The 26,087-nt window shown below is 63.8% G+C and carries 26 protein-coding genes and 1 tRNA gene; 9 read left to right on the plus strand and 18 right to left on the minus strand.

From position 1 onward, the window contains the following. Positions 1-139: 139 nt before the first annotated feature. Together AB5K84_RS09010 and AB5K84_RS09015 are read right to left on the minus strand one after the other, a co-directional pair. Positions 140-1,084: an OmpA family protein gene (locus AB5K84_RS09010; protein WP_038965435.1), complete on the minus strand. Its 945-nt coding sequence runs from the start codon at positions 1,082-1,084 to the stop codon at positions 140-142. A 114-nt stretch (positions 1,085-1,198) separates the two neighbouring features. Then, a complete protein-coding gene (locus tag AB5K84_RS09015) occupies positions 1,199-1,726 on the minus strand; it encodes a hypothetical protein (RefSeq protein WP_011090080.1) in 528 nt (175 codons plus the stop codon). 156 nt (positions 1,727-1,882) lie between these two features. Between AB5K84_RS09015 and AB5K84_RS09020 the strand changes: the two genes are divergently transcribed. Beyond that, positions 1,883-2,689, plus strand: coding sequence for a lytic murein transglycosylase (locus tag AB5K84_RS09020; protein ID WP_011090079.1), 807 nt, complete (start codon positions 1,883-1,885; stop codon positions 2,687-2,689). 209 nt (positions 2,690-2,898) lie between these two features. Here the strand turns inward: AB5K84_RS09020 and AB5K84_RS09025 are convergent, their stop codons facing one another. Beyond that, positions 2,899-3,744: an SDR family NAD(P)-dependent oxidoreductase gene (locus tag AB5K84_RS09025; protein ID WP_011090078.1), complete on the minus strand. Its 846-nt coding sequence runs from the start codon at positions 3,742-3,744 to the stop codon at positions 2,899-2,901. A 129-nt stretch (positions 3,745-3,873) separates the two neighbouring features. Between AB5K84_RS09025 and AB5K84_RS09030 the strand changes: the two genes are divergently transcribed. The 4 genes from AB5K84_RS09030 to AB5K84_RS09045 all read left to right on the plus strand — a co-directional run bounded on the left by AB5K84_RS09030 (position 3,874) and on the right by AB5K84_RS09045 (position 7,609). Further along, positions 3,874-4,248, plus strand: a complete 375-nt coding sequence (locus AB5K84_RS09030; protein ID WP_011090077.1) for a response regulator — start codon at positions 3,874-3,876, stop codon at positions 4,246-4,248. A 282-nt stretch (positions 4,249-4,530) separates the two neighbouring features. Continuing rightward, a complete protein-coding gene (locus tag AB5K84_RS09035) occupies positions 4,531-5,142 on the plus strand; it encodes a LysE family translocator (protein ID WP_011090076.1) in 612 nt (203 codons plus the stop codon). Between the two features lie 596 nt (positions 5,143-5,738). Continuing rightward, on the plus strand, positions 5,739-6,950 hold the full coding sequence (locus AB5K84_RS09040) for a GGDEF domain-containing protein (protein WP_038965436.1): 1,212 nt from the start codon (positions 5,739-5,741) through the stop codon (positions 6,948-6,950). A gap of 35 nt (positions 6,951-6,985) precedes the next feature. Further along, entirely contained in the window at positions 6,986-7,609 is a 624-nt protein-coding gene (locus AB5K84_RS09045; RefSeq protein ID WP_038965437.1) for a peptidoglycan recognition protein family protein, read from the plus strand. 43 nt (positions 7,610-7,652) lie between these two features. On the opposite strand, the gene AB5K84_RS09050 is transcribed toward AB5K84_RS09045, so the two are convergent. From AB5K84_RS09050 to AB5K84_RS09060, 3 genes are all read right to left on the minus strand, one after another. Beyond that, complete coding sequence (locus AB5K84_RS09050) at positions 7,653-7,994, minus strand: hypothetical protein (protein WP_011090073.1); 342 nt, start codon at positions 7,992-7,994, stop codon at positions 7,653-7,655. A gap of 455 nt (positions 7,995-8,449) precedes the next feature. Further along, entirely contained in the window at positions 8,450-9,349 is a 900-nt protein-coding gene (gene rpoH / locus AB5K84_RS09055; RefSeq protein WP_011090072.1) for an RNA polymerase sigma factor RpoH, read from the minus strand. Between the two features lie 219 nt (positions 9,350-9,568). Beyond that, positions 9,569-10,576, minus strand: coding sequence for an RluA family pseudouridine synthase (locus AB5K84_RS09060; protein ID WP_011090071.1), 1,008 nt, complete (start codon positions 10,574-10,576; stop codon positions 9,569-9,571). Between AB5K84_RS09060 and AB5K84_RS09065 the strand changes: the two genes are divergently transcribed. The 4 genes from AB5K84_RS09065 (at position 10,575) to AB5K84_RS09080 (ending at position 14,332) form a co-directional block, all read left to right on the plus strand. After that, the gene (locus AB5K84_RS09065; protein WP_011090070.1) at positions 10,575-10,919 is read left to right on the plus strand and encodes a hypothetical protein; all 345 of its coding nucleotides are present in this window, start codon (positions 10,575-10,577) and stop codon (positions 10,917-10,919) included. The genes AB5K84_RS09060 and AB5K84_RS09065 overlap by 2 nt on opposite strands. Continuing rightward, complete coding sequence (locus AB5K84_RS09070) at positions 10,903-11,082, plus strand: hypothetical protein (RefSeq protein WP_028172872.1); 180 nt, start codon at positions 10,903-10,905, stop codon at positions 11,080-11,082. The genes AB5K84_RS09065 and AB5K84_RS09070 overlap by 17 nt, the downstream gene beginning before the upstream one ends. A gap of 149 nt (positions 11,083-11,231) precedes the next feature. After that, a tRNA-Glu gene (locus AB5K84_RS09075) sits at positions 11,232-11,306 on the plus strand. A gap of 242 nt (positions 11,307-11,548) precedes the next feature. Continuing rightward, the gene (locus AB5K84_RS09080) at positions 11,549-14,332 is read left to right on the plus strand and encodes a UPF0182 family membrane protein (RefSeq protein ID WP_011090068.1); all 2,784 of its coding nucleotides are present in this window, start codon (positions 11,549-11,551) and stop codon (positions 14,330-14,332) included. A 151-nt stretch (positions 14,333-14,483) separates the two neighbouring features. On the opposite strand, the gene AB5K84_RS09085 is transcribed toward AB5K84_RS09080, so the two are convergent. The 12 genes from AB5K84_RS09085 to AB5K84_RS09140 all read right to left on the minus strand — a co-directional run bounded on the left by AB5K84_RS09085 (position 14,484) and on the right by AB5K84_RS09140 (position 26,037). After that, a complete protein-coding gene (locus AB5K84_RS09085; protein WP_028172874.1) occupies positions 14,484-14,903 on the minus strand; it encodes a CBS domain-containing protein in 420 nt (139 codons plus the stop codon). 199 nt (positions 14,904-15,102) lie between these two features. Further along, positions 15,103-15,573 carry an aminoacyl-tRNA deacylase gene (locus tag AB5K84_RS09090; protein WP_028172875.1) on the minus strand — a complete coding sequence of 157 codons (471 nt, stop codon included), beginning with the start codon at positions 15,571-15,573 and terminating at the stop codon, positions 15,103-15,105. Positions 15,574-15,908: 335 nt separating this feature from the next. Then, a complete protein-coding gene (locus AB5K84_RS09095) occupies positions 15,909-19,031 on the minus strand; it encodes an efflux RND transporter permease subunit (protein WP_011090065.1) in 3,123 nt (1,040 codons plus the stop codon). Further along, on the minus strand, positions 19,028-20,272 hold the full coding sequence (locus AB5K84_RS09100) for an efflux RND transporter periplasmic adaptor subunit (RefSeq protein ID WP_011090064.1): 1,245 nt from the start codon (positions 20,270-20,272) through the stop codon (positions 19,028-19,030). Before AB5K84_RS09100 ends, AB5K84_RS09095 begins: the two co-directional genes overlap by 4 nt. Positions 20,273-20,332: 60 nt before the next feature. Beyond that, positions 20,333-20,575 carry a hypothetical protein gene (locus AB5K84_RS09105; RefSeq protein ID WP_231166631.1) on the minus strand — a complete coding sequence of 81 codons (243 nt, stop codon included), beginning with the start codon at positions 20,573-20,575 and terminating at the stop codon, positions 20,333-20,335. A 400-nt stretch (positions 20,576-20,975) separates the two neighbouring features. Then, the gene (locus AB5K84_RS09110) at positions 20,976-21,533 is read right to left on the minus strand and encodes an HdeD family acid-resistance protein (protein WP_038965451.1); all 558 of its coding nucleotides are present in this window, start codon (positions 21,531-21,533) and stop codon (positions 20,976-20,978) included. Positions 21,534-21,687: 154 nt separating this feature from the next. Continuing rightward, positions 21,688-22,173, minus strand: coding sequence for a DUF992 domain-containing protein (locus AB5K84_RS09115; protein ID WP_011090061.1), 486 nt, complete (start codon positions 22,171-22,173; stop codon positions 21,688-21,690). Further along, on the minus strand, positions 22,174-22,773 hold the full coding sequence (locus AB5K84_RS09120) for a hypothetical protein (RefSeq protein WP_011090060.1): 600 nt from the start codon (positions 22,771-22,773) through the stop codon (positions 22,174-22,176). It abuts the gene before it with no gap. Between the two features lie 11 nt (positions 22,774-22,784). Next, the gene (locus AB5K84_RS09125) at positions 22,785-23,903 is read right to left on the minus strand and encodes an AI-2E family transporter (protein WP_028172881.1); all 1,119 of its coding nucleotides are present in this window, start codon (positions 23,901-23,903) and stop codon (positions 22,785-22,787) included. Between the two features lie 40 nt (positions 23,904-23,943). Continuing rightward, positions 23,944-24,183: a hypothetical protein gene (locus AB5K84_RS09130; RefSeq protein WP_038965452.1), complete on the minus strand. Its 240-nt coding sequence runs from the start codon at positions 24,181-24,183 to the stop codon at positions 23,944-23,946. A gap of 30 nt (positions 24,184-24,213) precedes the next feature. Next, positions 24,214-25,653: a basic amino acid/polyamine antiporter gene (locus AB5K84_RS09135; RefSeq protein ID WP_011090058.1), complete on the minus strand. Its 1,440-nt coding sequence runs from the start codon at positions 25,651-25,653 to the stop codon at positions 24,214-24,216. Positions 25,654-25,839: 186 nt separating this feature from the next. Further along, positions 25,840-26,037: a DUF6894 family protein gene (locus AB5K84_RS09140; RefSeq protein WP_038965439.1), complete on the minus strand. Its 198-nt coding sequence runs from the start codon at positions 26,035-26,037 to the stop codon at positions 25,840-25,842. Positions 26,038-26,087 lie beyond the last annotated feature (50 nt).

Raw genomic sequence — 26,087 nt, forward strand, 5'->3', positions numbered from 1 at the left:
TACTATAGCGGTAACTCTCTCATCCGTCATTCCGGGGCGCGCGTTAGCGCGAGCCCGGAATCTATTTACCCGCCAACTCTGCTGCGTGATGGATTCCGGATTCGCCCTTCGGGCGCCCCGGAATGACGAGCGTTGGGCGTTACGGCGCCACCAGCTCCACCCGCCGGTTCAGCGCGCGGCCGGCGTCCGTCGCGTTCGAGCCGACTGGCGCGAGCAGGCCGACGCCGGCGGTGCGCAGTCTCGCCTGCGCGATGCGGAAGCTCTTCGCGAGTTCGGCGGCGACCGCTTCGGCGCGGCGTTTCGACAGGTCGAGATTGTACTCGTAGGCGCCCTGGCTGTCGGTGTGGCCGACGATGAAGACGTTGAGCTGCGGCTGGCTGGTCAGGAGCTTTGCGATCTGCTCCAGCGTCGGGCGGCTCTCCGGCTTCAGCACGGCCTTGTCGGTGTCGAAATAGATGCCGTAGAGCGCGATGTGGCCGGTCTCGCCCAGGCCCTTCGCCATCGCGGCGGCATCGACCATCTTGTTCGCGATGGCGCCGAGCTCGGCGACGGTGACCTGCGCATAGATATCCTGGTTGTTCTGACTGACGATGACGCTGGCATAGGTCTCGCGCCCGCCTTCGCTCTTGCGGCCGGCAAAGTAGCGGTAGTTGAAGCCGTCGACCCACATCTGCGGGATCGGCAGCGTGTCGATGTTTTCCGTGAAGGGAATGGCGCCGCAGGCGTCGGTGTCGCAGGCGAGCAGGGTCTCGAAGCCGGCTTTCGCGAGCTGCGTCTCGAAATTGCGCGACACTTCCAGGATCGAGGGACCAGGATTGGTGCGATAGGCGATGCGGACAACGCGGCCCTCGAGCCGCCGCGCATCGGTCGGCTGGCCGTCCTTGAAGGCGGCCGCCTGCATCCGCGCGGCGTCAAAATCCTTCACCACATAGCCGGTGATGACGCTGCCGGCGAACCGGCCGATGCCGGGATAGTCGCGGCTGCCGGCGACATCGCGCGTCTGCGCGGTCGCGGTGGTGACGGCGAGAAGGCAGAGCAGGGCGGCAAGGACGAGCGATCCGGGGATGTTTCGCGGCGCGGGCATCGGCACTCTCTATCGGTTGAGGAGGGGGCGCAGACGTTAGTCGCCTGCACCATACCGCCGGTTCTCACCGGCGGCCCATTCCCTTGCCGATTGTCCGGAAAGCCGCCGCCCGTTTCAAGCCGCCGGTGCAATCCGGCTGCCGGCCTCGGGCGCCTGCGCCGCCTGCTGGCGTTCCATCATGGTCTGCCACAGCGTTGCGATGCTGGTCTGGGTCTGCGGCGCGATCAGGCAATGGCCCTCATTGTCGAAGCCGCAGAACCGCACCGATGGGTCTTTCCTCACCTCGGTCAGTGCCTGGTTCAGCATCTCCAGGCAGGTCATGACCTGGCCGACGTCCTGCAGGCGGGTGTGATGCAGGATGTCCATCAGGCGGAACGTCATCACTGCGGGCTGGCCGATGCTTATGCCGGGACGGCCGAGCTCGAACAGCACGTTCACGGCGGGAAACACGCCGCGGACATGCTCAAGCACGCCGGCCATGTCCTCCACGCTGCAGGCGACGAGATGGGCGGCCTGCGGCGGCGCGGCCGCAGGCGTCCGCGGTGCAAGGCCGAGCGAGGTGATCACCTCCTGCTCGATCCATTGCCGCACCAAGGCGGGCGCATTGCGGATCTGCTCGGCGGTCAAGGTAATTCCGGTCATAGGCTAGTCTCCTGGGAGGCTCTCGTGTTTCGCTCAATCTAGAAAGCGGGGCGTGAGACACGTTGATGCGGATCAAGCGCGCCGCTTTGACGGTTGCCGCTTTCCCGGGCATGATCGCGCGCTGCTTCGCACTGGGATTTTGGGGGATCGCTCGACATGCTGAGATACGCTCTGGCCGCCGCTTGCTTCGTTGGTCTGGCCGGCGGCCCGGCCCAGGCCGCGCGCTGCGGCGGCGACTTCAACGGCTTCGTCGCCGGCATGGCCTCGGAAGCGCAAGGAGCCGGCGTCTCGGCGAGCGTGACCAGTGCGGCGTTCAGCGGCATCACCCAGGACGGCGCCGTGCTCGCCTTCGACCGGCGCCAGCGCTACACCTTCAACAAGAGCTTTGAGCAGTATGTTTCGACCCGCGTCGGGCCGGGCCGCATCAATGGCGGCAAGGCGCTGTTGCAGCGTCACGCCGCGCTGCTCTCGCGCATCGAGCAGCAGTTCGGCGTACCCCGCTATATCCTGGTTGCGATCTGGGGGCTGGAGAGCGATTTTGGCAAGGGCGACATCGGCAAGCTGCCGGTGATCCGCACGCTGGCGACGCTCGCGCATGACTGCCGCCGCACCGATCTGTTCCAGGGCGAGCTGCTCGCCGCCCTCAAGATCGTGCAGCGCGGCGACCTGCCGCTGCGCGACCTGATCGGCGCCTATGCCGGCGAGATCGGCCAAACCCAGTTCCTGCCGTCGTCCTACATCAAGTACGGCGTCGATTTCGACGGCGACGGTCACGTCGACCTGCGCCACAGCGTGCCCGACGTGCTCGCCTCGACCGCGAACCTGCTCCACACCAGCGGCTTCAAGATGGGCCAGCCCTACGGCGAAGGCACCGCCAATTTCGAGGCGATGCGGGAGTGGAACAGGGCGGTGATCTATCGCAAGACGATCGGCTATTTTGCCGATCGGCTGGCGGGGCAATGAGGGTGGGAGACGGCTGCGAGGGCACTCCCCATCGTCGTCCTGGCGAAAGCCAGGACCCATTACCTCAGGGAGTAATTGTTACGACGGCTCTCAGTCACTTGCATTGGCTGAGTAACTGCCCGCCTTCGCCAAACTGAGTTCGGTGGCTATGGGTCCTGGCTTTCGCCAGGACGACAACGGTGGGTGCGGAGGGCGGCGTCGCATCACACTCACTTCTTCCCCTTCGCCATCTTCTCCAGCCTCCGCTGCAACGGCGCCCAGTACGTCCCCGGGCGGAAGCGCTGCAGCAGGTCCATGAAGCGGGCGTCGTTGCCGATCAGGATGCGGGGCTCGTTCCTCTCGATGCCCTTGATGATGCGCAGAGCGGCGTCCTTTGGTGTGGTCTTTGCCGCGTTCTCGAACCGCTCGATCATTTGCGAGCGGCGGGCATTGTCGGTGACGCCGACCCCGGTGCGCGAGCTCCGCGCGATCGCGGTGGCGACGCCGCCGGGATGCACGACCGACAGCTTCACCGGGCTTCCGGCGACCGCGAGCTCGTGCCGCACGCTCTCGGAAAAACCGCGCACGGCGAATTTGGCCGCGGCATAGGCCGATTGTCCCGGCGGGGCGATGATGCCGAAAACCGACGAGACGTTGACGATATGCGCCGCTTCCATCGTCTTCAGGTGCGGCAGAAAGGCGCGTGTGCCGTGCACCACGCCCCAGAAATTGATGTCGAACAGCCACTCCATCTGCGCCTGGTTGATCTCCTCGAAGGTGCCCAGCAGCGCCACGCCGGCATTGTTGACGAGGATGCCGAGCGACGGATGCGCCGCTGTTGCTTCGCTTGCGAACTGCGCGATGTCGCCGGGCTCGCTGACGTCGACGCGATGCACGGTGACCTTACGTGCCTTCTCGCTTCCTTCGCCGATCTCGGCGGCGAGCGCCTTCAGCCCGGCCTCGTCGCGATCGGCGAGCGCAAGGTCGCAGCCGCGCTGGGCGAGTTCGATGGCGAGTGCGCGGCCAATGCCGCTTGCAGCTCCCGTGATGGCGGCGGCGCCGCGAATCGCAGTCATGGATCCCCCCCTCAAGCTCCGATTTTGGAACTATGATTTACATTTTTTCAGAATGGAACCGAACCGTATTCGAGTTGGCTCCTTAACGTAAGTTACTTGGACGAAGACAGGCAGCATTGGGAGTCGCCGATGGGACAATCGAGACCATTTCCTGCAACGGCACTCGTCGTTGAAGACGACCCCATGCAGAGGGAAATGCTCAGTCTCCTGCTGGAAGAGAGCGGCTATCAGGTCATCCAGTGCGAGAGCGCCGAAGCGGCCGAGCGCGTGCTCGAGAAGAGCGCAGGCGCGCTCTGCCTGATGGTGACCGACGTGCAGCTTGCCGGCCGCATGAACGGCGTCGAGCTCGCCCATGTCGCCAAGGGACGCAATCCCAAGCTCGACGTCGTCGTCACCTCCGGCCGCCCCTTGAACCAACCCTTGCCCGACGGCGCCAAATTCTGGGCCAAGCCCTGGGCGCCGCTCGACGTGCTGCGCGAGGCCGAGATCGCGCAGGTGGTCTGACCGGGGCAGAACCGCTTTGTTTGTAGGGCTGGCCAGTTCTCACCTCGTCATCCTGAGGTGCAAGCCGCGCGGCGCAAAGCGTCGTGTGGCGAGCCTCGGATGAACGGCCGAGATGCAGCCGGGCCATCACCCTTCGAGGCTCGCCGAAGAGGCGAGCACTTCAGGGTGACGGTGTTGGAATTGCCTTGTCTGTAGGGCTGGCCTGTTCGCACCCCGTCATCCTGACGGCTGATCCCGGGGGCGCCGCTTTCTTGCCGTGAGGCGGGGTGGTAGGGTCTGCTCATGACCTGGTCCTTCCTGCTCACCTCGCTGATCGTCGTCGCCTCGCCCGGCACCGGCGTGCTTTACACGCTGGCCGCGGCATTGACGCGCGGCTCCCGCGCCAGCCTGGCTGCCGCCTTCGGCTGCACGCTCGGGATCGTGCCGCACATGGTTGCCGCCATGCTGGGACTTGCCGCCGTGCTCCACACCAGCGCGCTCGCCTTCGCCGCGCTGAAATGGTGCGGCGTTCTCTATCTGCTTTACATGTCCTGGCAGGCGCTGCGTGAGCGGGGTGCGCTGGCGGTGGAGGGCGAGATCAAGGAGCGGTCGAGCGGCCGGGTCATCGTCACCGGCTTCCTGATCAACATCCTCAATCCAAAACTGTCGATCTTCTTCCTCGCCTTCCTGCCGCAGTTCATCGCGGCGGACGAGGCCCATGTGCTGGCGCGAATGCTGGAATTGAGCGGCGCCTTCATGGCGATGACGTTTGCGGTGTTCGTCGTCTACGGCCTCTGCGCCGCATCCGTGCGCGAGCGCGTCATCTCCCGCCCAGCGGTGATGACCTGGCTGCGCCGCAGCTTTGCGGCGGGATTTGCCGCACTCGGCGCCAAGCTCGCGTTTGCCGAGCGGTAGCTTCTCCAGCCAATAAAAAAGCGGGCCTCGCGCCCGCCATCTTCAAACTCTCTTAGCCTTACCCGACGCCCGGGCGGAGCGAGCTCCACCCGGGCAAAGAACATGCTGGCTACTTCTTCTTCGCGGCCTTCTTGGCCTTCTTCTTTGTCGCCTTCTTCGCCTTCTTCGCTTTCTTAGCCATAGTATCCTCTCAAGGGTTAATGGTGGAACGCGACACGAGGGATGCTCGGCGGAGGGCCAGCCTCGCAACATCCTCGACGACAAACTCAGCAGATTCGCAGGTCTCTGCCCCGCGCCGTCATATCTGTGTCATCACGTTATCCACAGCTCAGATGCGTTTTCGGGTGATTTTTGCCCGCGAATCCGCTCCGCGGCGGATCGCGATACGACCGCACGAGGCCGATGGCGACATGCCTAACGATCCGACAATCCGCCCGCCGTTCACGAATCCAAAACCAAAGGCGCGCTTTGAAGGATCGCAGTGAGACTCCGTTAAGTGCAACCCGCGCATTGTTCCCCGCAAGAAAACGGGGATGGGTTATGGACGGACGGCTACCAGTAATGGGGGGCGGGGCGCTGCGCTTGCCGCACGCGCCATGCTGAACGTACCGACACTCTGGACGGTCTTCGTCGTCAACTTCCTGGCGCTCGGCCTGATCTGGGCCTACGTGACGCGTTCCTATCCGAAATTCGCGGCCGCACGGTTCTGGATGGCATCGGCCTTCGTCGGCGCGGCCGGCGCGATGGCGGCGCTGATCCGTCTGTTCGTCGCCTCTCCCGTGCCGCTTCTCATCGGGGCCACCGGTATCATTGCGGCGAGCTGCTTTGCCGCCATGGGCATTCAGCGCTTCTTCGACCGGCCGGTCTCCTGGCGCGTTATGGCTGCGACGGGGATCATCAGCATCGGCAGTGTCGTCTTCTTCATGGTCGGCTTCGAGCACATGCAGCTGCGCATGCTCAGCTACACGATCGGCCAGGCCCTGCCGCTGGTGCTGTCGCTGCGTCTGTTGCTGTTGCCGCCTGAAGGGCACGTCAATCCTGGCGCCCGTCTGGCCGGCATCGTCATCATCACCATCATTGCGATCTTCCTTGCCCGTGCGGTGGGCAATCTGCTCGGCCACGATTTCTCGGCGGTCGCCGGCGGTCAGACCCATGCCGTCATGGTGCTGGGGCTTCTGTTCCTGTCGATGACGCTCAATTTCGGCTTCCTCCTGATGGCGATGGACCGGCTGCGTGGCGAGGTCGCCGACCTCGCGCTGCTCGACGACCTCACCGGCGTCGCCAACCGGCGCCATCTGTTGCAGCGCCTGTCCGAGGAATGCGCCCGTTCGGAGCGCAGCGGCGAGCCGTTCTCGCTGCTGGTGATCGATCTCGACGGCTTCAAGACCATCAACGACACCCATGGCCATGCCGCGGGCGATGCCTGCCTCCAGCACTTCACCCTGATGGCGCAGACGCGGCTGCGGCCCGGCGACATGCTCGCCCGCACCGGCGGTGACGAGTTCTGCGTCGTGCTGCCGTCCTCTTCCTTGCGCGAGGCGGCCGCAATCGCCCGCCGTGTGCTCGAGGTCTGCCGTCGGGACGCTGCGGCCTGCAACGGCAACGACATCCCGATCGCGATCTCGATCGGCGCGGCGCAATGGGATCCCGGCATCGGCCAATTCCCGGACCGCCTGATCGCGCATGCCGATCACGCGCTCTATGCCGCCAAGAAGAACGGCAAGAACGATTTTGCTGTCTACGATCCGGCACCGCCGCTCTCGCCCGAGCTGAACGGGACGGGCGAGGCCGCGCACCATTTCGCCTGATAGCGTGCTAGGCTCGGGTCCGCATTGGACCTTTAATGATGATGTCTCGCCTGCTCGCGGCCATTCTCGCCGCCCTCCTGATCGCACCCGCCGCCGCAACCGACGCCGAACTCGCAAAGCTCGCACGCGCCTCCGGCACGCCCGACATTCCCGGCCTGAAGATCGTCTGGCTGGCGCCGTGGGGCGACGTCCGCAGCGCCCATTCCTGGCGCAACATCATCGTGCACCAGACCGAGGGACCGGCGGGCTCGGCCCGCGGCGGCGCGGCCGAGCAGTCGAAGAACCCGACGCGGCGCGGCGTTACGGTCTGGGTCGAGACCGACGGCACGGTCTATTGGGCGGTCGCGGAAAACCTGGTGCCGACCCATGGCGACGGCGCCAACCGCAACGACAACAAGTACATCGACAACAGACCGACCTATCGCCAGGTGGTGCGCGACAATTCGATCGGCGTCGAGTTCGCCGGCAACTATCCCGATGTTGCGGCCGGTCCGACCGAGGCCCAGGTCGCGGCGTGGAAGATCCTCGTAAAGGTGCTGCGTGCGCGCTACGACATCCCGCTCGACCGCGTCTATGCGCACAATTGGATCGACTACAAGGACGCGCGCTATTGCGAAGGCTGCTGGCTCGCGACGCTGGCGAGGACATGGGGGGAGTAGCTCGCGTGTCATTCCGGGGCGCGCCCCGGAATGACGGGAGGGGCTATACCGGCTGCGCCATCCAGCCGAACAGCCGCCGGATCAAACCCGGCCGCTGCGGCAATTCCGGCGGCTCGTCCGCTGCGAGCACGCGTTTGAAGAAGTAGTCCAGGAACACCATGTCGTTCGGCTCGGTGACGGTGAATGTCTCGTCGCCGAAGTACACGCTGTAGTTAAAGAAGAACGGACCCATGATCGGGATCGTCGCGGTCGAGGCGTAGTCCTTGGAGATCACGAACTCCGCGGGATCGAGCCCGTGGTCCCGCATCGCCTGCTCGACCAGCGGCAGCTTGCGCATGAACTGGGCGGAGAAGCCGCCGACGGTGGATTGCAAAATGATCGACACGGCGCATCCATTCGCTTGATCTTGTCGGCCCGGTCTTCTTGGGTCGGTTCACCGGACGCGCGGGTTCAAGCCAGCGCGGGTCGACCTCAAGTCCGGGGGAGGGGACCGTGATGGCCGTCTCATTCGGCAGTACGGCGAACGTCGGTCTTCGCAGGGTGGCGCAATCGTGCCGCGCATCGACCTAATGAGGCACAATGATAGCGACACTCATAGCTGTCATCGCCCGGCCTTGACCGGGCGATCCAGTATTCCAGAGGCGTGCGTTGGGAATCTCGCTTTCGCGATGAGCGCTGCGGCGTACTGGATGCCCCGCCTTCGCGGAGCATGACCGCGAGGGTGGGGCCGCGCTTCGCCGCACTCAAATCAAAGCATGCCACCCAACAAAAAAGCCGGCGTTGCCGCCGACTTTTCCGTCTCTTTCGATCCGCCAATCTCTGGCGCCAGCGAAGCCTTGCTTAGTGCGCGGCTTCCAGCGCGGCCTGTTCTGCCCTTGCGATCGTGCCCTTGACCGCGGACTGCACCTTCTCGAAGGCGCGGACCTCGATCTGGCGGACGCGCTCGCGCGACACGCCGAACTCGGCGGCAAGGTCTTCCAGCGTCATCGGCTCATCGGCGAGGCGGCGGGCCTCGAAGATGCGGCGTTCGCGCGGGTTGAGCACGCCCATGGCGCCGTTCAGCGCGTCACGGCGGTGATCATACTCCTCGTGCTCCGCCATCATGGCTTCCTGGTTGGGCGTATTGTCGACCAGCCAGTCCTGCCATTCGCCGGCTTCGCCGTCGTCGCGGATCGGCGCGTTGAGCGACGCGTCGCCACCGAGGCGGCGGTTCATGTCGATCACGTCCTGGTCCGTCACGCCCAGCCGCTTGGCAATGGTCGCAACCTGGTCGGGGCGGAGATCGCCCTCGTCCAGCGCGTTGATCTTGCTCTTCGCCTTGCGCAGGTTGAAGAATAGCTTCTTCTGGTTCGCGGTGGTGCCCATCTTCACGAGCGACCAGGAACGCAGGATGTACTCTTGAATTGACGCCTTGATCCACCACATCGCGTAGGTGGCGAGACGGAACCCCTTCTCGGGTTCGAAACGCTTCACCGCCTGCATCAGGCCGACATTGCCTTCCGAGACGACCTCGGAGATCGGCAGGCCGTAGCCGCGATAGCCCATGGCGATCTTGGCCACGAGGCGGAGATGGCTGGTGACGAGTTGGTGCGCCGCGTCGCGATCGTCATGCTCCCGCCAGCGCTTGGCGAGCATGTATTCCTGCTGGGGTTCCAGCATCGGGAACTTGCGGATCTCGGCGAGGTAGCGAGAAAGGCCGGATTCTCCATTGAGGACCGGCAGAGCAGCGGTACGGGCCATAGTTGAGCCCTCCAAAGGTTCAGGCCCCCGATAGCGGCGGGCCAGGCAGACGACCGCTGTGTTAAAGCCGGCCGTAGCTGCGATGTTCCGCGTTGGTCATTTCCAACGCAGGCGCAATATACCCCATGGGGGGGCAAAAAGGGAAGGATTGCTGACGTCACGTCCCCGTGTGGCAGCTATAACTTTTTGTAATGTAACGCTTTTCCTAACGAGCCTGCGTCATAGCGCCGCTTTCAGGGCGCTCCTGAGGAGAAGCAAATCCTCCGGCAGCGGCGCCTCCCAGTGGAGTAATTCTCCCGTCCTCGGGTGCTCCAATACCAGCAGATAGGCATGCAGGGCCTGCCGCCCGAGCGTCGCCAAAGCGGCCTGCGACTCTGGCGCCAGCTGGTTCGCCTTGGTCTTGAAGTGTGGGCCATAGACCGCATCGCCCATCAGCGGATGGCCGATATGGGCGAGGTGGACCCGGATCTGGTGCGTGCGCCCGGTCTCGAGCTCGCAGGCGAGCAGCGCCGCGATCGGCTTGCCGTCGCGCCCCGGAAAACTCTCCAGGATTTCCCAATGCGTCACTGCCTCGCGGCCGCCCTGGCGCACCGCCATCTTCTCCCGCGCATACGGATGGCGGTCGATCGGCGCATCGACGGTGCCGCGATGCCGGCCCGGCACCCCCCAGGCGAAGGCCATATAGCCGCGCCGCATCGCCCCGGTGCGGCCGTGGTCGGCGAACTGTGCCGACAGCGAGGCGTGGGCGAGGTCGTTCTTGGCGACCACCATCAGTCCCGTCGTGTCCTTGTCCAGCCGGTGCACGATGCCGGGCCGGCGTACCCCGCCGATCCCCGACAGCGTCGAGCCGCAATGGGCGATCAGCGCGTTCACCAGCGTGCCGGTCTCGTGGCCGGCCGCGGGGTGCACGACCAGGCCCCTGGGCTTGTTGATGACGATGATGTCGTCGTCCTCGAACACGATATCGAGGGCGATCTCTTCGCCCTTCGGCTCGGCGGGCGCGGCCTCCGGCACGTCGATTATGATCGTATCGCCGTGACTGACGTGATAAGCGGGGTCGCGGACGGCGGAGGCCTTCAGGCTCACCGCCCCCGCCAGGATCAGGGCTTTCAGCCTCGATCGCGACAGGTCCGGCAGGCGCGCCGCCAGCACGCGGTCGAGCCGGGCCGAGCCCTCGTCGCCGGCGACGACAACCTCCAACCTTTGCGCAGAGCCTGAGTTTTCCATGACGACGTCTGATACCGCTGTTCCCGAACCGACCCCCGAGCAGGCCGCGCTGTTCGCGCGGGTGCGGCGGATGATGCTGATCGCGGGGCTGACCACGGCGCTGGCGATCTGCGCCGTTCTGATCGCGGTGGGCTACCGCCTTTTCAAGTCGGAGGGAAGGGCGCCCGAGATCGCGGGCGACGTCACCGCCACCCTGCCGAAGGGCGCCAGGATCGTCTCGACCGGGGTCGCCGGCGATCGCCTCGTGATCACGCTGGATGTCGGCGGGGTCACCGAGATCCGCACCTTCGACGCCCACACCCTGAAGCCGGCGGGAAAGCTCAAATTTGCCAACGAGCCGTAGCGCCGCCCCGGTTCGGGACCTGCTCAACCAGGCCATAGCCGGCAACAGCGGCGAGCAGATCCGCTCGACGTCGCCGTCCAAATCCGCATTTTCGGGCTCTGGCCTGTTCCGCCTGGAGCCGGCCGCCGGCGCCGCCGCGATCGAGAAATTGAAGAAGCCCTGAGTGTTCCCGGCCATGTGACGGGAGCGCGTGCGGCCGGGCGGTCCTTCGCGCCGTTAAGCCTGAGCCGCATTCGCCGTGCATATCCGCCGATTTCGCCCCCGATCGAGGCTTGCCGCCGGCAAAATTCGCGGCTATGTCCTGTCCCTCACGCTCCCTTCGTCTAGCGGTTAGGACGCGGCCCTCTCAAGGCTGAAACAGGGGTTCGATTCCCCTAGGGAGCGCCAAATCCACGATATTTCCCGACATTGTACGATGGCACTCCGGTTCGGGAGCGCCATGTTGCGCGATAGCTGATTGATCGCGCCGGCTGCATCAGCCGTGCTTGGCGCCTTGCGCCGTTTCGAAATGCCATATTGCGCCGCGGTCCTAGCGACGCAGCTTCGAGCACTTGCGTCGCCCGCCTCGAGGCGTCATCCCGACCACGAATCAAGCGGCGGGCGTCCCTGATTTCGACTATGATCAGGCGATGACGATCGGGATTACAGGACCCGAGCGGAAGGCACCAAGGCAAAGTGCCGTGGTCGGGCTGATTATTGCGGCCCTCGTCATTGCGATTGTCCTGACCCTGCTCGCGCTCGCCAGCGACTTCCTGGTCGACTGGCTTTGGTTTTCCGTGATCGGTTATCGCGAGGTTTTCTGGACAACAATCGGCGCCAAGGCCGTCGTCTTTCTTGCGGTCTGGACGGCAACTGCCGTCATCCTGTTGTTGAACGGATGGCTCGCACTGCACTTCGCCCGACGGCGGTCGACACAGCTTGCCGCCGCTTCCGTGTGGAGCGCCGCGGGCAACGCGCCGCCAGATCTGCTTGCGCTTGTGCGCGACCGACTGCGGTGGCCGCGGTTGATCGCAGCTGGTGCGGCTTCGCTCGCTCTGCTTGTCGCGGCGGCCGAAGCCGGCAACTGGGGCGTCTTCCTGCAGTTTGTCTATCAGGCGCCGTATGGGGCAGACGATCCGCTCTACAACAACGACATCGGCTTCTATCTCTTCTCGCTGCCCGCCTATATCCTCATCAAGAATTGGATGATGCTCGCGCTCGCGCTGAGCGCGCTGTTCGCCGCGGCGATCTACTTGGTGCACGGCGAGATCGAATACGACATTCATCGCCGATCAATGTCGTCGACGGTGATTGCCCACGGCTCGGCGCTGCTCGGTCTTCTGTTTGCGGTGAAGGCCTGGTCCTTTGGTCTCGATCGCTACCTGCTGCTCTATGGCGATAACGGCGTGGTTGTCGGTGCAAGTTACACCGATGTCCATGTGGGGCTGCCGGCCTTGTGGCTGATGATCGGACTTTCGGGCATCGCGGCGCTCGCCGCGTGGGCAAACGTGCGCGTGCGCACCTACCGGCTTCCTGCCGCCGCGTTCCTGCTTGTCGCGATCGGGTCTTTCGTGCTGTCCGGCCTGGTTCCCGTGCTGTTCCGGCAGTTCTTCGTCAGGCCAAGCGAACTGGAGCTGGAAAGGCCCTATATCGAACGCAACATCGCGCTCACCCGGCAGGCCTACAATCTCGATCAGATCGCGGCCAAGCCGTTCGCCGCCGAACAGAAGCTCAGCTTCAAGACGCTCGATGCCAACAAGGCGACCATCGACAATATCAGGCTGTGGGATTGGCAGCCCCTGGCGGACACCTACGCGCAGCTGCAGGAGATCCGCACCTACTACAAATTCCATCACCTTGACGTCGATCGCTACTGGCTCAATGGCTCCTACCAAAGCGTCATGATCTCGGCCCGCGAACTGCGACCTTCCTTGCTGCCGCCGAATGCCCAGACATGGGTCAACCACCACGTGCTGTTTACTCACGGCACCGGCGCAGTGATGAGCCCGGTCACTCGCAAGAGCAGCGAAGGGCTGCCATTCCTCTATTTGCGCGACATACCTCCTGTCGCGGACGGAGGCCCGCAGATCCGCGAACCGCGCATCTACTACGGCGAAGAGCACGACAGCTACGTCATCGTCAAAGGGAGCACGCCTGAGTTCGACTACCCGAAGGGCAAAGACAATGTCTACGCAGCCTATGACGGGACGGGCGGCGTTCCGATAGGAGCGGCGGTATGGAGAGGCCTGTTCGCTTACTACTTCAACGACCCGAACCTGCTGCTCTCAAGCTACATCACGGCGGACAGCCGGATCATGATCCGCCGCAACATCGGGGAAAGGGTGCGAACGATCGCTCCGTTCCTCAGGCTCGATCACGATCCTTATCTGGTCATCAGCAATGGGCGGATGTTCTGGATGCAGGACGCCTACACGGTGAGTTCCTACTTCCCTTCCGCGCAGCCGGCGCAAGACCAGGATCTCAACTACATTCGCAATTCAGTGAAGGTCATCGTCGATGCCTATAACGGCACCGTCGACTTTTATCTGATGGACACCGGCGATCCGGTTGCCGCAACCTGGCGGCGCATCTTTCCGAACCTGTTCAAGCCATTTTCGGTCATGCCGGCGGATCTGCAGAGGCACATCCGCTATCCGGAGGATCTATTCCTGATTCAGGCGCAGCTCTATCAGAGCTATCACATGGAGGCCGCCGACGTTTTCTACAACCGCGAGGATCTCTGGCAGTTCCCGCGCCAGCCGGGCGGCGGCGGCGTTGCAACGATGGCCCCATATTACATCATCATGCGGCTGCCCGGTGAGTCGCAGGCTGAGTTCTTCCTCATGCTTCCCATGGTGCCGAGCCGCCGCGACAACATGATCGCCTGGCTCGCCGCACGCTGCGATGCGCCCGACTACGGCAAGCTGATTGTCTACGAATTTCCCAAGGAGAAGCTCGTCTACGGGCCGTTCCAGATCGAAGCGCGGATCAACCAGAGTACCGAGATATCGCAACAGATCACGCTGTGGAATCAGATGGGCTCGCGGGTGATACGCGGCGCGAACCTGCTTGTGATCCCGATCGAGAACTCGATCCTCTATGTCACGCCGCTCTATTTGCGAGCGGAGCACGGGCACCTGCCGGAGCTGAAACGCGTGATCGCAGCCTATGGCGAGCATGTGGTGATGAAGGAGACGCTCGATGAGGCTTTGTCGGCTCTGTTCACCGAGCCTGGCGCGGTGCGGCCGGTCTCGAGCACGATGGAGGAAATGCCCGTCACACGCCCATCGGCAAGTCAGGCACGGGAGGCGCTCGACCGCTACAATCAGGCCGTTGAACGATTGAGGTCCGGCGACTGGAAAGGCTTTGGCACGCAGTTCGACGCCATGCGCGAGCTCCTGGAGGACATGAACCGACACTCCGCCGACCGCTAGGGCCTCGACTTTTCAGTTTAGCCCGCTCACGCCGACGCCAAGTCAGGCGCTTCGGGCCGCTGCTCTCGCGTTGCGCGATGGTTGCATGACAAACGCCTGGCTCCGGCCCAGCTCGACGTCTGGCGATCGCGAGAGCAACTCGGGCCTCAATTCAATGATGCGCCGAAACACTCCTGACGGTCTCGGTCAGCAGATCATTTGAGGCGGAGCGGCTGAGGTCGCCCAGGCTGATGATGCCGACCATCCGCTTGCTCTTGTTGATCACGGGCAGCCTGCGGACCTGCAGTTTCTCCATATGATGCATCGCCTTTGCGAGGTCGTCGTCCTCCCGGCAGCAATGAATACCCTCAGTCATTACATCGCGGGCCGTTGCGCGGCGAGCATCAAAGGTGTGGCTCGCGAGCCCTTTGCAGACGATATCGCGGTCGGTCACCATCCCGACCAGCTTGTCGTCCTCGCCAATCGGAATGCAGCCGATGTCATGCGCCCGCATCAATTTGGCGATCTCGGCGATGGGGGTGTCGGGGCTGACCCAGTCGACACCCTTGTGCATCACGTCTTTGACTTTCATGGCGAGCCTCCGTTGTTGCAGCAGCGCCCCCATTCGTTTGAACTGTACAACCGATCGGGTGCGAGGTCACAGGAGAAAGCATCATTACTTCGCGATCTGACCAGACAAGCGCCGACGCTGTCGCCGTCGCTTTCCTGAACAGTTTGACGGCGACGTCGCGGCCGAGGTTCCCGCCCAAGATTGGGCAGTGCGCAAATCCTCAGTCGTGCGCGCTGAAGCGCCCGTGCAGTGCGTTGGCCGTCAGGCGTGCAAACTGCGCGTGACCCATATGAAGCAGCGTCTCGTGGTCGCCGGCTTCCATATAGATGTCGGGCTGCGCCTCGATGCTGTCGTCGACGATAGTATCCAGCCCGTAGCACTTGCCGACGGCGGGAACTGCACCGTGCGCACAATCGCGGAACAGCTCACCGATCTCGGTTTCTTGTGCCATGTGGACATTTCCGCCGAGTATCGTCTTCAGTTCCGACGGGCGGAGGTGATGCGATGCGGGCAAGATGGCCAGCATATATTCGCCGTCGCGCCGCAGCACGACGCCTTTGGCGAGGCGATCGCCCGGGATATGGCATGCCTCGGCCGTGCGAGTGGACGTCATGCTGAGTTCGTGCGGGACCACTTCGTATTGGATGTTCTCAGCGGCGAGGTACTTCTGGAGTGTGGGAGCAATGGCCATGATGTGACCTCCGGCGCAAAATGCACGCCATCCACCGTGAGGTCTCTCCCCTGCAGACTCTCGCCGTACGATGGGCGGCTGCTTGGTTGGAGACTCAACATAGGCCTTCAATCCGCAAGCTGCAATTCGTTGTCGTTGACCAATCTGACGCACGGTCGGCAGTCGGAAGCGCGCGCGTTGCGCTTGTTTTCCCGAACGGGCTCGGGATCACATGAGGCAAGACCGTATAAATTACATAGCAATTTCAATTATATGAGAGTTCGCGGGTTTGTTCGCTCGACAACTGATTGATCGCGCAGGCATCGGCCGAGTTTGCGCACCTTGCGCCAGTCAACTCAGTTGCCGGACTTTGGCGCGGCCTTCATCCGCTCCCGCAGACGCTGGAACGTCACGTAGAGCGTCGGGACGAGGAAGATGCCGATTGAGCTTGCCGCAAGCATGCCCGCAAATACGGCTGTCCCGACCGCCCTGCGGCTGAGCTCCGCAGCGCCGGTTGCAATCACGAGCGGCAGGAGGCCAAGGATGAAGGCGACCGACGTCATCATGACCGCGCGAAAGCGCATATGTGCGCCCTGGATCGCGGCGTCGTTGAGCGCCACGCCCGCTTCGCGTTGCTCCTTGGCAAATTCGACGATCAGAATGCCGTTCTTGGCGGCGAGCGCGATCAGGACCACGAGCCCGATCTGGCCGTAGAGGTCGAGATTGAGGCCGGCGAGCTTGATGCCGACATAGGACCCGAGCACGCCGACGACGACCGACAGCAGCACCGGGATCGGGATCACCGTGCTCTCATAGAGCGCCACCAGGAACAGGTAGGCGAACAGCACCGCAAGCATGAGCACGATGCCGGTCTGGCCAGCGGCCTGCTGCTCCTGATAGGCGGTGCCGGTCCACGCGAAACTGTAGCCCGCAGGCAGCACGGTGTTGGAGATTTCTGCCATTGCGACCATCGCGGTTCCTGAGGAGACGCCCGGCGCCGGGCTGCCGTTCACCGTCACCGAGCGATAATTGTTGTAGCGGGTGATGACCTGAGGCCCGGTCACGATCCTGATCCCGGCGAGCGACCTGATCGGCACCATCTGGCCGGCGCCGTTGCGCAGATAGATCCGCCAGATGTCCGAAATATCGGCGCGATCGAACGCTTCGCCCTGAACGTTGACCTGCCAGGTGCGGCCGAACAGGTTGAAGTTGTTGACATAGATGCCGCCGAGCGTCGCCTGCAAGGCCGTGAAGATGTCGCTGACCGTCACGCCGAGCGCCTGCGCCTTGCGGCGGTCGATGTCGAGATGGATGGATGGATTGGTCGCAGTGAAGGTCGAAAAGACACGCGCAAGCCGTGGATCGGCGTTGGCTGCACCGATCAGCGCCCCGGTGACGCTGGAGATCGCGGCCGGACTCTGTCCTTCCAGCGCCTGAAGCTGGTATTCGAACCCGCCTCCGGTGGAGAGCCCAATGATCGGCGGCAGATTGAACGGCAACACGTTGGCCTGTCGAATCTGTGCGCCGGCTGCGAAGGTTTGCCGGATCAGCGCCTGCGCGGAATCGGCTGCCGCCTTGCGATCGGAAAACGGCTTCAGCCGCGTGACCACCAATGCGCTGTTCGGTTCGGACGCGCCGTCGAGCAGGGAAAAGCCCACGATGGCAAGGACGTGATCGACGGCGGGGATCTGCTTCAGGAGATCCTCGATCTGTTGGGTGACTTCGCTGGTTCGCGCCACCGATGCGCCGTCTGGCAGTTGCACCGAGGTGAAGAAGGCGCCCTGGTCTTCCTCGGGGAGGAAACCTGTTGGCGTGATCAGCGACATGCCGAAGATGCCGGCGGCAACGACGGCGACGAACGGCAGTGAGAGACCCGGCACGCGGACCAGGCGGCGGACGCCGCCGCTGTAGCGGTCGCGCAGCCAGTCGATGAAGCCGAGGACGCGTCCCATGATGCCGCGCCTGGGCCCGGTGTGGCGCAGGAACAGCGCGCACAAGGCGGGCGACAGCGTCAGCGCATTCAACGCCGAGATCATCATCGCGGCGCTGATCGTCACCGCAAACTGGCGAAACAGCGTTCCGGAAATGCCGGGAATGAATGCGATCGGGACGAAGACCGAGAGCAGCACCAGGGTGATCGCGATGATCGGCGCGGTGATCTGGGTCATGGCCTTCTTGCTGGCCTCGGCGGGGGAAAGGCCCGGCTCCTCCTCCATCACTCGCTCGACGTTCTCGACGACGACGATGGCGTCGTCCACCACGATGCCGATGGCGAGCACCATGGCCAGCAGGGATACCGTGTTGGCCGAATAGCCCAGCACCAGCAGGACGGCGAACGTGCCCACCAGGCTCACTGGAACGGCAACGGCCGGGATCACCGTGGCCCGCAGATTGCCGAGGAAGAGGTACACCACGATCACGACCAGGACGAAGGCCTCGCCCAGCGTCCGCAAGACCTCCGTGATCGTGTCGCGCACGAAGCTCGTGGAATCGTATTGCACGAGATAGCTCAGGCCGGTGGGAAAACGCAGCGACAGCCGCTGCATCGTCGCCGCCACGGCCTGTGCGGTGCTCATCGCATTGGCACCCGGCGCCAGATAGATCGCGACCGGCACGGCCGCGCGGCCGTCGATCCGCGCTTCGCTGTCGAGATTTTGCGCGCCCATCTCGACACGGGCAACGTCCTTCACGAGCAGCGACGAGCCGTCCGGGTTGGCGCGCAGCACGATATTGGCGAATTGGTCGACGGTGGCGAGCCTGCCCAGGGTCTGCACATTGAACTGGAGCTGTTGGTCGTCGCTGATCGGACGTGCACCGATGCGCCCCACAGGCGCCTGGACGCTTTGCGTGCGAATCGCGGCAATGACATCCGATGGCGTGAGGTCGAGGCTGGTGAGTCGCTGCGTATCGAACCAGATCCGCATCGAGTAGTTCATCTTGGCGAACAGGTTCGCCTGGCCGACGCCGGGCGTGCTGGCGATCGCATCGAGCACGTTGATGATCGCGTAGTTGGTGATGAACAGCGGATCCTGCTGGCCATTGGCACTATAGAGCACGAGGAATTGCAGGATCGACGAGGACCGCTTGTGCACCGTTACCCCCTGCTGCTGCACTTCGGTCGGTAGTTGCGACAGTGCGCTCTGCACGCGGTTGTTGACGTTGACGGTATTGATGTCGGGGTTGGTGCCGAGCGCGAACGAGACCGTCAGTGTGTAGCTGCCGTCATTGGCGCTGGTCGATTTCATGTAGAGCGCGCGGTCGACGCCGATTATTTGCGCCTCCAGGGGTTGGGCGACGCTGCTCTCGACCACCTCGGCGGATGCGCCAGGGAAGGTGCCGGAGACCGTGACCTGCGGCGGCACGATGTCCGGAAATTGCGCCACCGGAATCTGCATCAACGCCAGCGCGCCGGCGATGGTGATGATGAAGGCGATCACCATCGAAAGCCGCGGGCGATCGATGAAAACGGCGGATATCATGGTTTGCGGTCCAGCGGGCGGGTCGTGCCGGAGGCGCCGTGATCCGCTTGAGGAGCCGGGGCGTCCGCGGCGGGCTTCATGCTCGACAGGATCAGCGGACTTGCCGGTCCCGGCGAAACGATCTGGCCGGGACGAACTCGCTGCAAGCCTTCCGCGATGACCTTGTCGCCGGCCGCAAGTCCGGCGATCACGGCGGCGATGGTCGTAGTCGATTGTCCGAGCTGGATGCGGCGCTGCTCGGCCTTGTTGTCGGCGCCGACAGCCAGCACATAGTCGCCCTGCTGATCGGAGAGCACGGCGGAGCGCGGGATTGCCAGCACCTCGACCGGCTGGACGCCCTCCAGCACGACGGTGACGAACTCGCCGTCAGTCAGCTCGTGAACGGTGACGCCAGCCGCCGAAGAAGCCCGCAGGATTGGATTGCCGATCTCCCCGCGTACGATGATGGTATCGGTGCTCTGGGCGATGGTGTTGTCGACGAAATTCAGCTTGCCGGAGTGGCCGTACATGCGGCCATCGGGCAGTCGCAGCTTGATCACCACCGCGTCCAGGCCGCCTTGTGGTCCGTATCGTTCCCGCAACTCGAGCCCCTGGCGGAGTGGCACCGGGAAGGTGACATACATCGGGTCCTGGCTGACGATGGTGGTCAGCACGCCCGAGCTCGGACCGACGACGTTGCCTTCCGTCACCGCCGTGCGTCCGATCTTGCCGGCAATCGGCGCGTTGATCTTCGTGTAACCGAGATTGATCTGGGAGGCTTGGACCTGGGCTTGCGCGGCTTGCACCTGGGCTTCGAGGCTGAGCTGGTTGGCGATCGCTGCATCGTAGGTGGACTGTTGCCCGGCGGGACCTCCGAGCAGGGTCCGCGCGCGTTCGGTCGTCAATTTGGCATTTTCGAGCGTTGCCTGGAGCTGCGCGACCTGCGCCTGTTTCGATGCAAGATCCGCTTCGAAGGGACCTCGCTCGAGCCGATAGAGCTCATCGCCTTCCTTGATCTCGGCGCCCTCGTCGAACAGGCGCTTGTCCAGAAATGCCGTCACGCGCGCGACGACGCTGACCCGATTGATCGCCTCGATCCGTCCAAGAAATTCGCTGGTCTCGGTGATCGGCCGCCTGGTCGCTTCCACGACGCCGACCGCAGGGGCTCCGGCCGCGGCGGGTTGTGTCCGGGCGGTCCCACCGGCGATGATCGTCAGGAGAGTTGCCGCCAGCAGCCTGATCGAGACGCCAGCAAGGTTCATTGTCCGCTCCTTGCTCCAGACCTAAGAGCCGGGCCGGGTCGGTGCTTCACCAGCGCCTCGTTACTCCCGCCGTATCCGATCGCTGCGCGCGGGCTCGTCATAACCCTTGCGACGGCTATAGAACATCAGCGCGATCAGGCCGCAGCCGAACACCAGCATCAGGACGACGGCCCCTCCGAGGATGATGTTGCGGTAGAGCGGCATCGATGGAGTTGCCTGCCATACCGACACGCAGAAGGCGGCTGCCACCACGAGAAGAGCTATCAGAGCGGCCCACAGGAGCCATTGATTCACGTGGCGCACGATCGCCTCCATCGCTCGGGTCGGGGCTTGCATAGCCTTTCTGGCAAATCTGCTCCCGGCGGATTGCGCAAGTTAAGAGGGGGCTCCTAGCGCCACCGCCATCCACAACGACGACGGCCGCGATGCCACCAGCAAACCCATCGGCGCCGGCGCGGCGGTGGGCGGCCCCAGCCCGGACCAGGTCCCCAACCGGGACCGGCTGGGGGTCCCCACCACTGAGCTTGCGTCAGGAGGTCCGACGGCTCGCTGGCCTGGCCAAGATCGTGGGCAATCGGCATCGCTTCCGCAGTCCCAATCAGACGAACTCCGACAGCGCCGATCGCCGCGGCAGCAACGGCATTCTGAGCAAAGCCAAGGAAAGCTCGACGGGTGGGAGCGTCCATCATCATCTTCTCCATCGTTACGCAGCTCGCCGCACGGACTGAAGCGCATAAAGCAGCCACGCCAAGCCGTGCGAGATCAGGTCGACGCCAAGCAGGAATCCGAGGGCCCAGACGCTGATGGTCGGAAAGCCGAACAGGATCAGCACGCCCGCGAGCAGTCCGAAGATGCCGGAGATCAGCATCATCCATCCGTTCTGCCGCCAATGGGCGAAGCTCAGCACGCACCGAATGACACCCGAGGCGAGCAGCACCGCGCCGAGGAAATAGGTGAGGATCAGGGCACCGGAAGCCGGCTGGGTGAGCAGCACGAGCCCGAAGGCGAGATAGAGCGCGCCGAGAACAATCTGCCACAGGAAGCCGCCCCATCCTTTGGTCCAGAAGGCATGGATGATCTCGAATGCGCCAGCCGCGATAGCCGTCAGCCCGATCAGCTTGACGCTGATGATCGTCGCGAAAACCACGTCGCTGAGAGCCGCGATGCCGGCGGCGATCATCACGATGCCGAGGAGAGCGCAGACCCACAGCGGAGGCGAGCCCAGAACCCCGATGTCCGACCGGCTGTCATAGACTGTCATGCCATCCTCCTGATCCGCGCGATGATCGGCACGCTTGGGATGGTAGCTTCGAGCCCGCGCCGTCGACATCCGACGAAACCCTGAGCGACGGGGTGGGAATGTTCTCGTGAGCCCACCGGAATCCGGCGATCGCGCGCGGGATCGCGGTTGCGAGCTAGCGGCTGCCGCGCGGACCCAGCGTCAGATTGGTGACACCAGCTGCGAGATTGATTCCGATCGATCGCTCGATCGACAGCGGCTGCAACATCACGCTCCTGCGCGAGCCGCCGATCAGGACGTTGGCGCCGAGACCGGGGCCGAATGCCAAGCTGCCGCTCGCGCCGACATAGTTGCCGCGCAGGGTGGCGGAGCCGATCCGCGAGTTCTTGGCGAGCACGGCCCACGACAGGCTGCCTGCACTGGTCACGCCGAGATCGAGGCCAACGCGCCGGATCCGTCCCTCATAGATGAACTGCCTCGGCGGGTTTCTCGCAAAGAATGTGCAGCGCAGTGACTGCACCGATCCGAGCACAAGCCCGACGCGCGGGTTGCTCAAGCAGAGGAGCCGGCCGACCCTGAACGTTTCGGCGCGCGCGGGCAGGTTGGCGATGCATAGCAGCGCGGATGTGGCGAAGACTGCAACAGGCCGTGTCATTCGCATTCAAGCCTCCACTTGGCTGTTGGTGTCGGAGGGCGCAATCCTCGGTCGGCTGTCCTGGCGGAGCCAGAACGTGATGCCGAGGCCGATCAGCAGCACCGCGCCCAGCAGGAAGAAGAAGACGGACTGCTTCAGCCAGGAGATTGCTGGGACGGCCACGCCCATCGCCAGGCCGAGGAACGAGATTTGCAGCGACAACAGGCTGACGCCGGCAAGGAACGTGCCGAGTGCGAGCAACGTCAGCAGGACGAGGCCGGTTGCCGGTGTCGGAAGCAACTGCTGGACGCCCGAGATCAGTATGATGTTCATAGTGATCAGGACGGCAATCCAATGCAGCGCCTGGGTCCAGATCAATCGGAGCTGGGCCTCTTTGCCTTGGGTCTCCGGCCATTTGGTAACGACGCAGACGACGCAGATGGCAAGCGCCAGGAATTCCCAGTAGCCGACGAGAGGCTGGTGGGAGACGTTGGTATAGGCGACGCCTGCGATAGCGAGCACCAGCGCCACGACATAAGGAAGCTGCTGCCACAGGAAATGAGCCATTCCGGGACGAGGCGAGGGAGGCTCCGTACCCACGTTCCGTTGTACATCGATCTTGCTCATGGGCTATCCAGTCACGATCTACCGTCGTTGAATGTCTGCTTGAGGTTGTCGCCAAGGTAGTCCTCGACGTAGAATCGGATGATTGCGACACGGCCGATCGCGACCAGTGGCATGGCCAGCGCAATGCCCAGGACGCCGAACAGCGCGCCCAGAATGACGATGGCGACCAGCGTCCAGGCAGGCGGGATCTCGACCGCCTGACGCTGGATCAGCGGGCCGATCACATAGCCTTCGACTGACTGGATGATCGTGTAGATCAGGACGGCCCAGATCAGCAGCGAACTGCCGAGCGGCATTGCGACGAGCGCGATCGGAATTGCGGCCACGATGGGTCCTAGATAGGGAATGAAATTCGACAGGCCCGCCTGCAATCCGAGCACGAAAGGACCGGGCAGCCCGATGAGGTAGAGTGCGATCCAGACCCACAGCGTCATCAGGATGATGCGGATGAGCTGTCCGACCAGCCACAGCCGCATGACGGTGCCTATCTCGTCCATGACGGCTCTTGTCCGCGCGCGATAGGACTGCTTCACCAGCATGACCAGGCTTTCGCGATGGCTGTTCGGATCGAAGGCAAAGAGGATCCCGAGGAACAGGATCACCAGCGCGCCGGTCAGAAGAGTTGAGGCTCCGCCGAGCAGAAATTGTGCATGGCTGAGAAAACGGCCCTGATCCGAGAACAGCCATTGTGCAAAGTCGCGGCCCCATTCCGGGCCGAGGAGGTCAACGCCATATGACAGGAGATGCTCCTGCAGGACGTCGATCTGGCTGTCCATGACCTTCAGCAGGAGGCGCGTCTGCTCCGGCAGCTTGCCCGCACCCCAGACCATTCCAAACCCCGACAGAGCGGAGAACAGCAACAGGACCAGCGTCAGGCGCCAGGCGCGATTGAGCGGAAGGACCGGCGCCAGAGCCCTTGCGCACGCGTCCAGAAATGCGGCGAACAACACGCCTGCGAAGATGAGCAGGAGACTGGACACCGTCTGCCACGCCAGAAACAGGAAGACGCATGCGGCGAGCAGGGTGAGTCCGGTCGCGAGAATGCTGCGTCGCGCGTCCGGCAGATCGGCGGACGTGTCGCGCAGAACGACCTCGTGGAGCTTCTCCGGTCCTGTCCTGGACTCGCTCATGGATCGGTCCAATCGCTGGAGTGGGCTATCGTCTTTGCGCCTAGGTCCGGACGCGCCGGCTGCCATAGTGCGGATGCTTTCCGCCGCGATGACGCCAGTAACGGTGCTTCGTCGGGTTCGTATTGGTGTTGGGCGCCGCGTTCTTCGGTGCCGGCGCGCCGGCATCTTTTTGGGCAGACACGCCGGTCTCGGTCGACTGGGCCAGCGACAGGGTTGGATATGCGGAGACCGCCACCAATCCGCCGAGGATCAAGGCGCTACAGATGGCCCGGGTGCTCATATCCGCCTCCATGTAACCAGGGACAAGGACTCAAATCGAGATGGCTCCGGTGGCCAGCGCGTAGACGCCGGCGCATGCGGCGATCGTGATCGCTGCAAAGAGGATGATTTCGAACGGCCGGAAGATCGCTTCCTTGCGCTCGCGTTTTGCGAGAAGGAACAGCAACGTGCCGGGCGCATAGAGGATCGACGACAGCAGGAGAAACTTGGGCCCGCCTGCGTAGATCATGCCGGCCGCGTAAACTGTCGCGATGGCCGAGCGGATCCAGTCGACAATCCGGGCGTGCTCGCCGGCGTGATAGGCCTCGCTGGTCCAGGCGAGCTTCAGGCCGTACGCCGCAACAAAGAAATATGGGATCAGCGTCATCGCGCTCGTCATCTTCAAGGCAAGCGTGAATGCGTATTCCGCAAACCAGGTGACGAGCAGAAAAATCTGGATGACGCAGTTGGTGAGCCAGAGCGCGCCGGCAGGGACCTTGTACACGTTCACCGTGGCGAGAAAGGAGGGCATGGTGCGGTGGATCGCGGCGGAATGCAGGATCTCGGCCGCCAACAGCGACCAGGACAGGTAGTTGCCGAGGACCGAGATCAGGAGTGCCACGCTGATGAACACACTGCCCCAGCGGCCGACGACCGCCTCCATCACGCCGGCCATGGATGGTGTCGGGAGATCCGCCAGCTCCGCTCGTGGCAGCACGCCGTACGACAGGAGCGTCACGAGGACGAGGAGGCACAGAACCGTCAGAAAGCCGGCAAGGGTTGCGAATCCGACATCGGCGCGGCTCCGGGCGTAACGGGAGTAGACACTCGCGCCTTCAATTCCGACGAACACGAACACCGTCAGCAGCATCGTGCCGCGAACCTGCGCGACTACCTTCGAAACGGCCGGCTGCTCCGTGCCCCAGAAATTAATGGAGAAGAGCGAGCCGTCGAAGGCGATGACGGCGACGACGATGAACAATAGTATCGGGATGATTTTAGCGTAGGTCGCGATCGTATTGAGCGCGGCCGCCCCCGTGATGCCGCGCAGCAGCAGAATGTGCACGCCCCAGAGCAGGACGGACGCCGAAGCGATCGCCACCGGCGTCGTGCCGTCGCCGAAGACCGGGAAAAACTGTCCGAGCGTCGCCTTGATCAGGACGAGGCAGGCGACGTCGGCAAGGCAGCAACCGATCCAGTATCCGACGGCCGAAGCAAAGCCGATATAGTCGCCAAATCCGGCCCTGGCATAGGCATAGATGCCGGCATCGAGGTCCGGCTTGCGCTGTGACAAGGTCTGAAACACGAAGGCGAGCATCAGCATGCCCGTGCCTGCGATGGCCCAGGCGATCATCGCTCCGAGCGCGCCCGTGGTCCGCCCGAACGCTGCAGGCAATGCAAAGATACCGGAACCGACCATCGACCCGATCACGAGCGCGATGAGCGCATTCCGGGAGAGCCTTTGATCGGCCTGGCTCGATGGAGGCGCCATGGTGCAAGCTGGCCTTCCAATCGGAGATCGGGCAGGCGCGACAAACCTTTGCGACGGTGGAGCGCCGGCCACCCCTTGGCGAAGACCTTAGGAGCAGCCCTTCTGCTCGAACATCCGTGATTCTATGTAGAGAGCAGTGGCAGGAAACCAGTAGGCCGAACCTGGTCCGGCCAGCCTCGTCTTTCCTCAGTCGCGACCGGACGAAAGTCCGGGAGCAGTATCGGCCACAAACACGAAGCTCGACCGGACGAATTCCCCGGCCTTGGCCAGCTCTTCTGCAATGCGACGGGCATGCAGCATCGCCGCGTGCTGGTCAACGTGCTCGCATCCGCTCTCGTCCGGCGAGAGGCCGTATTTGTCGACGATGTGAAAGAAGTACCGCATGTCGGCCGATTAGGCCGGAAAGCGTGCCGCTTCCAGTGACAAATGCGTAA

The organism is Bradyrhizobium sp. 1200_D9_N1_1, from assembly GCF_052075915.1.
GTDB lineage: Bacteria > Pseudomonadota > Alphaproteobacteria > Rhizobiales > Xanthobacteraceae > Bradyrhizobium > Bradyrhizobium diazoefficiens.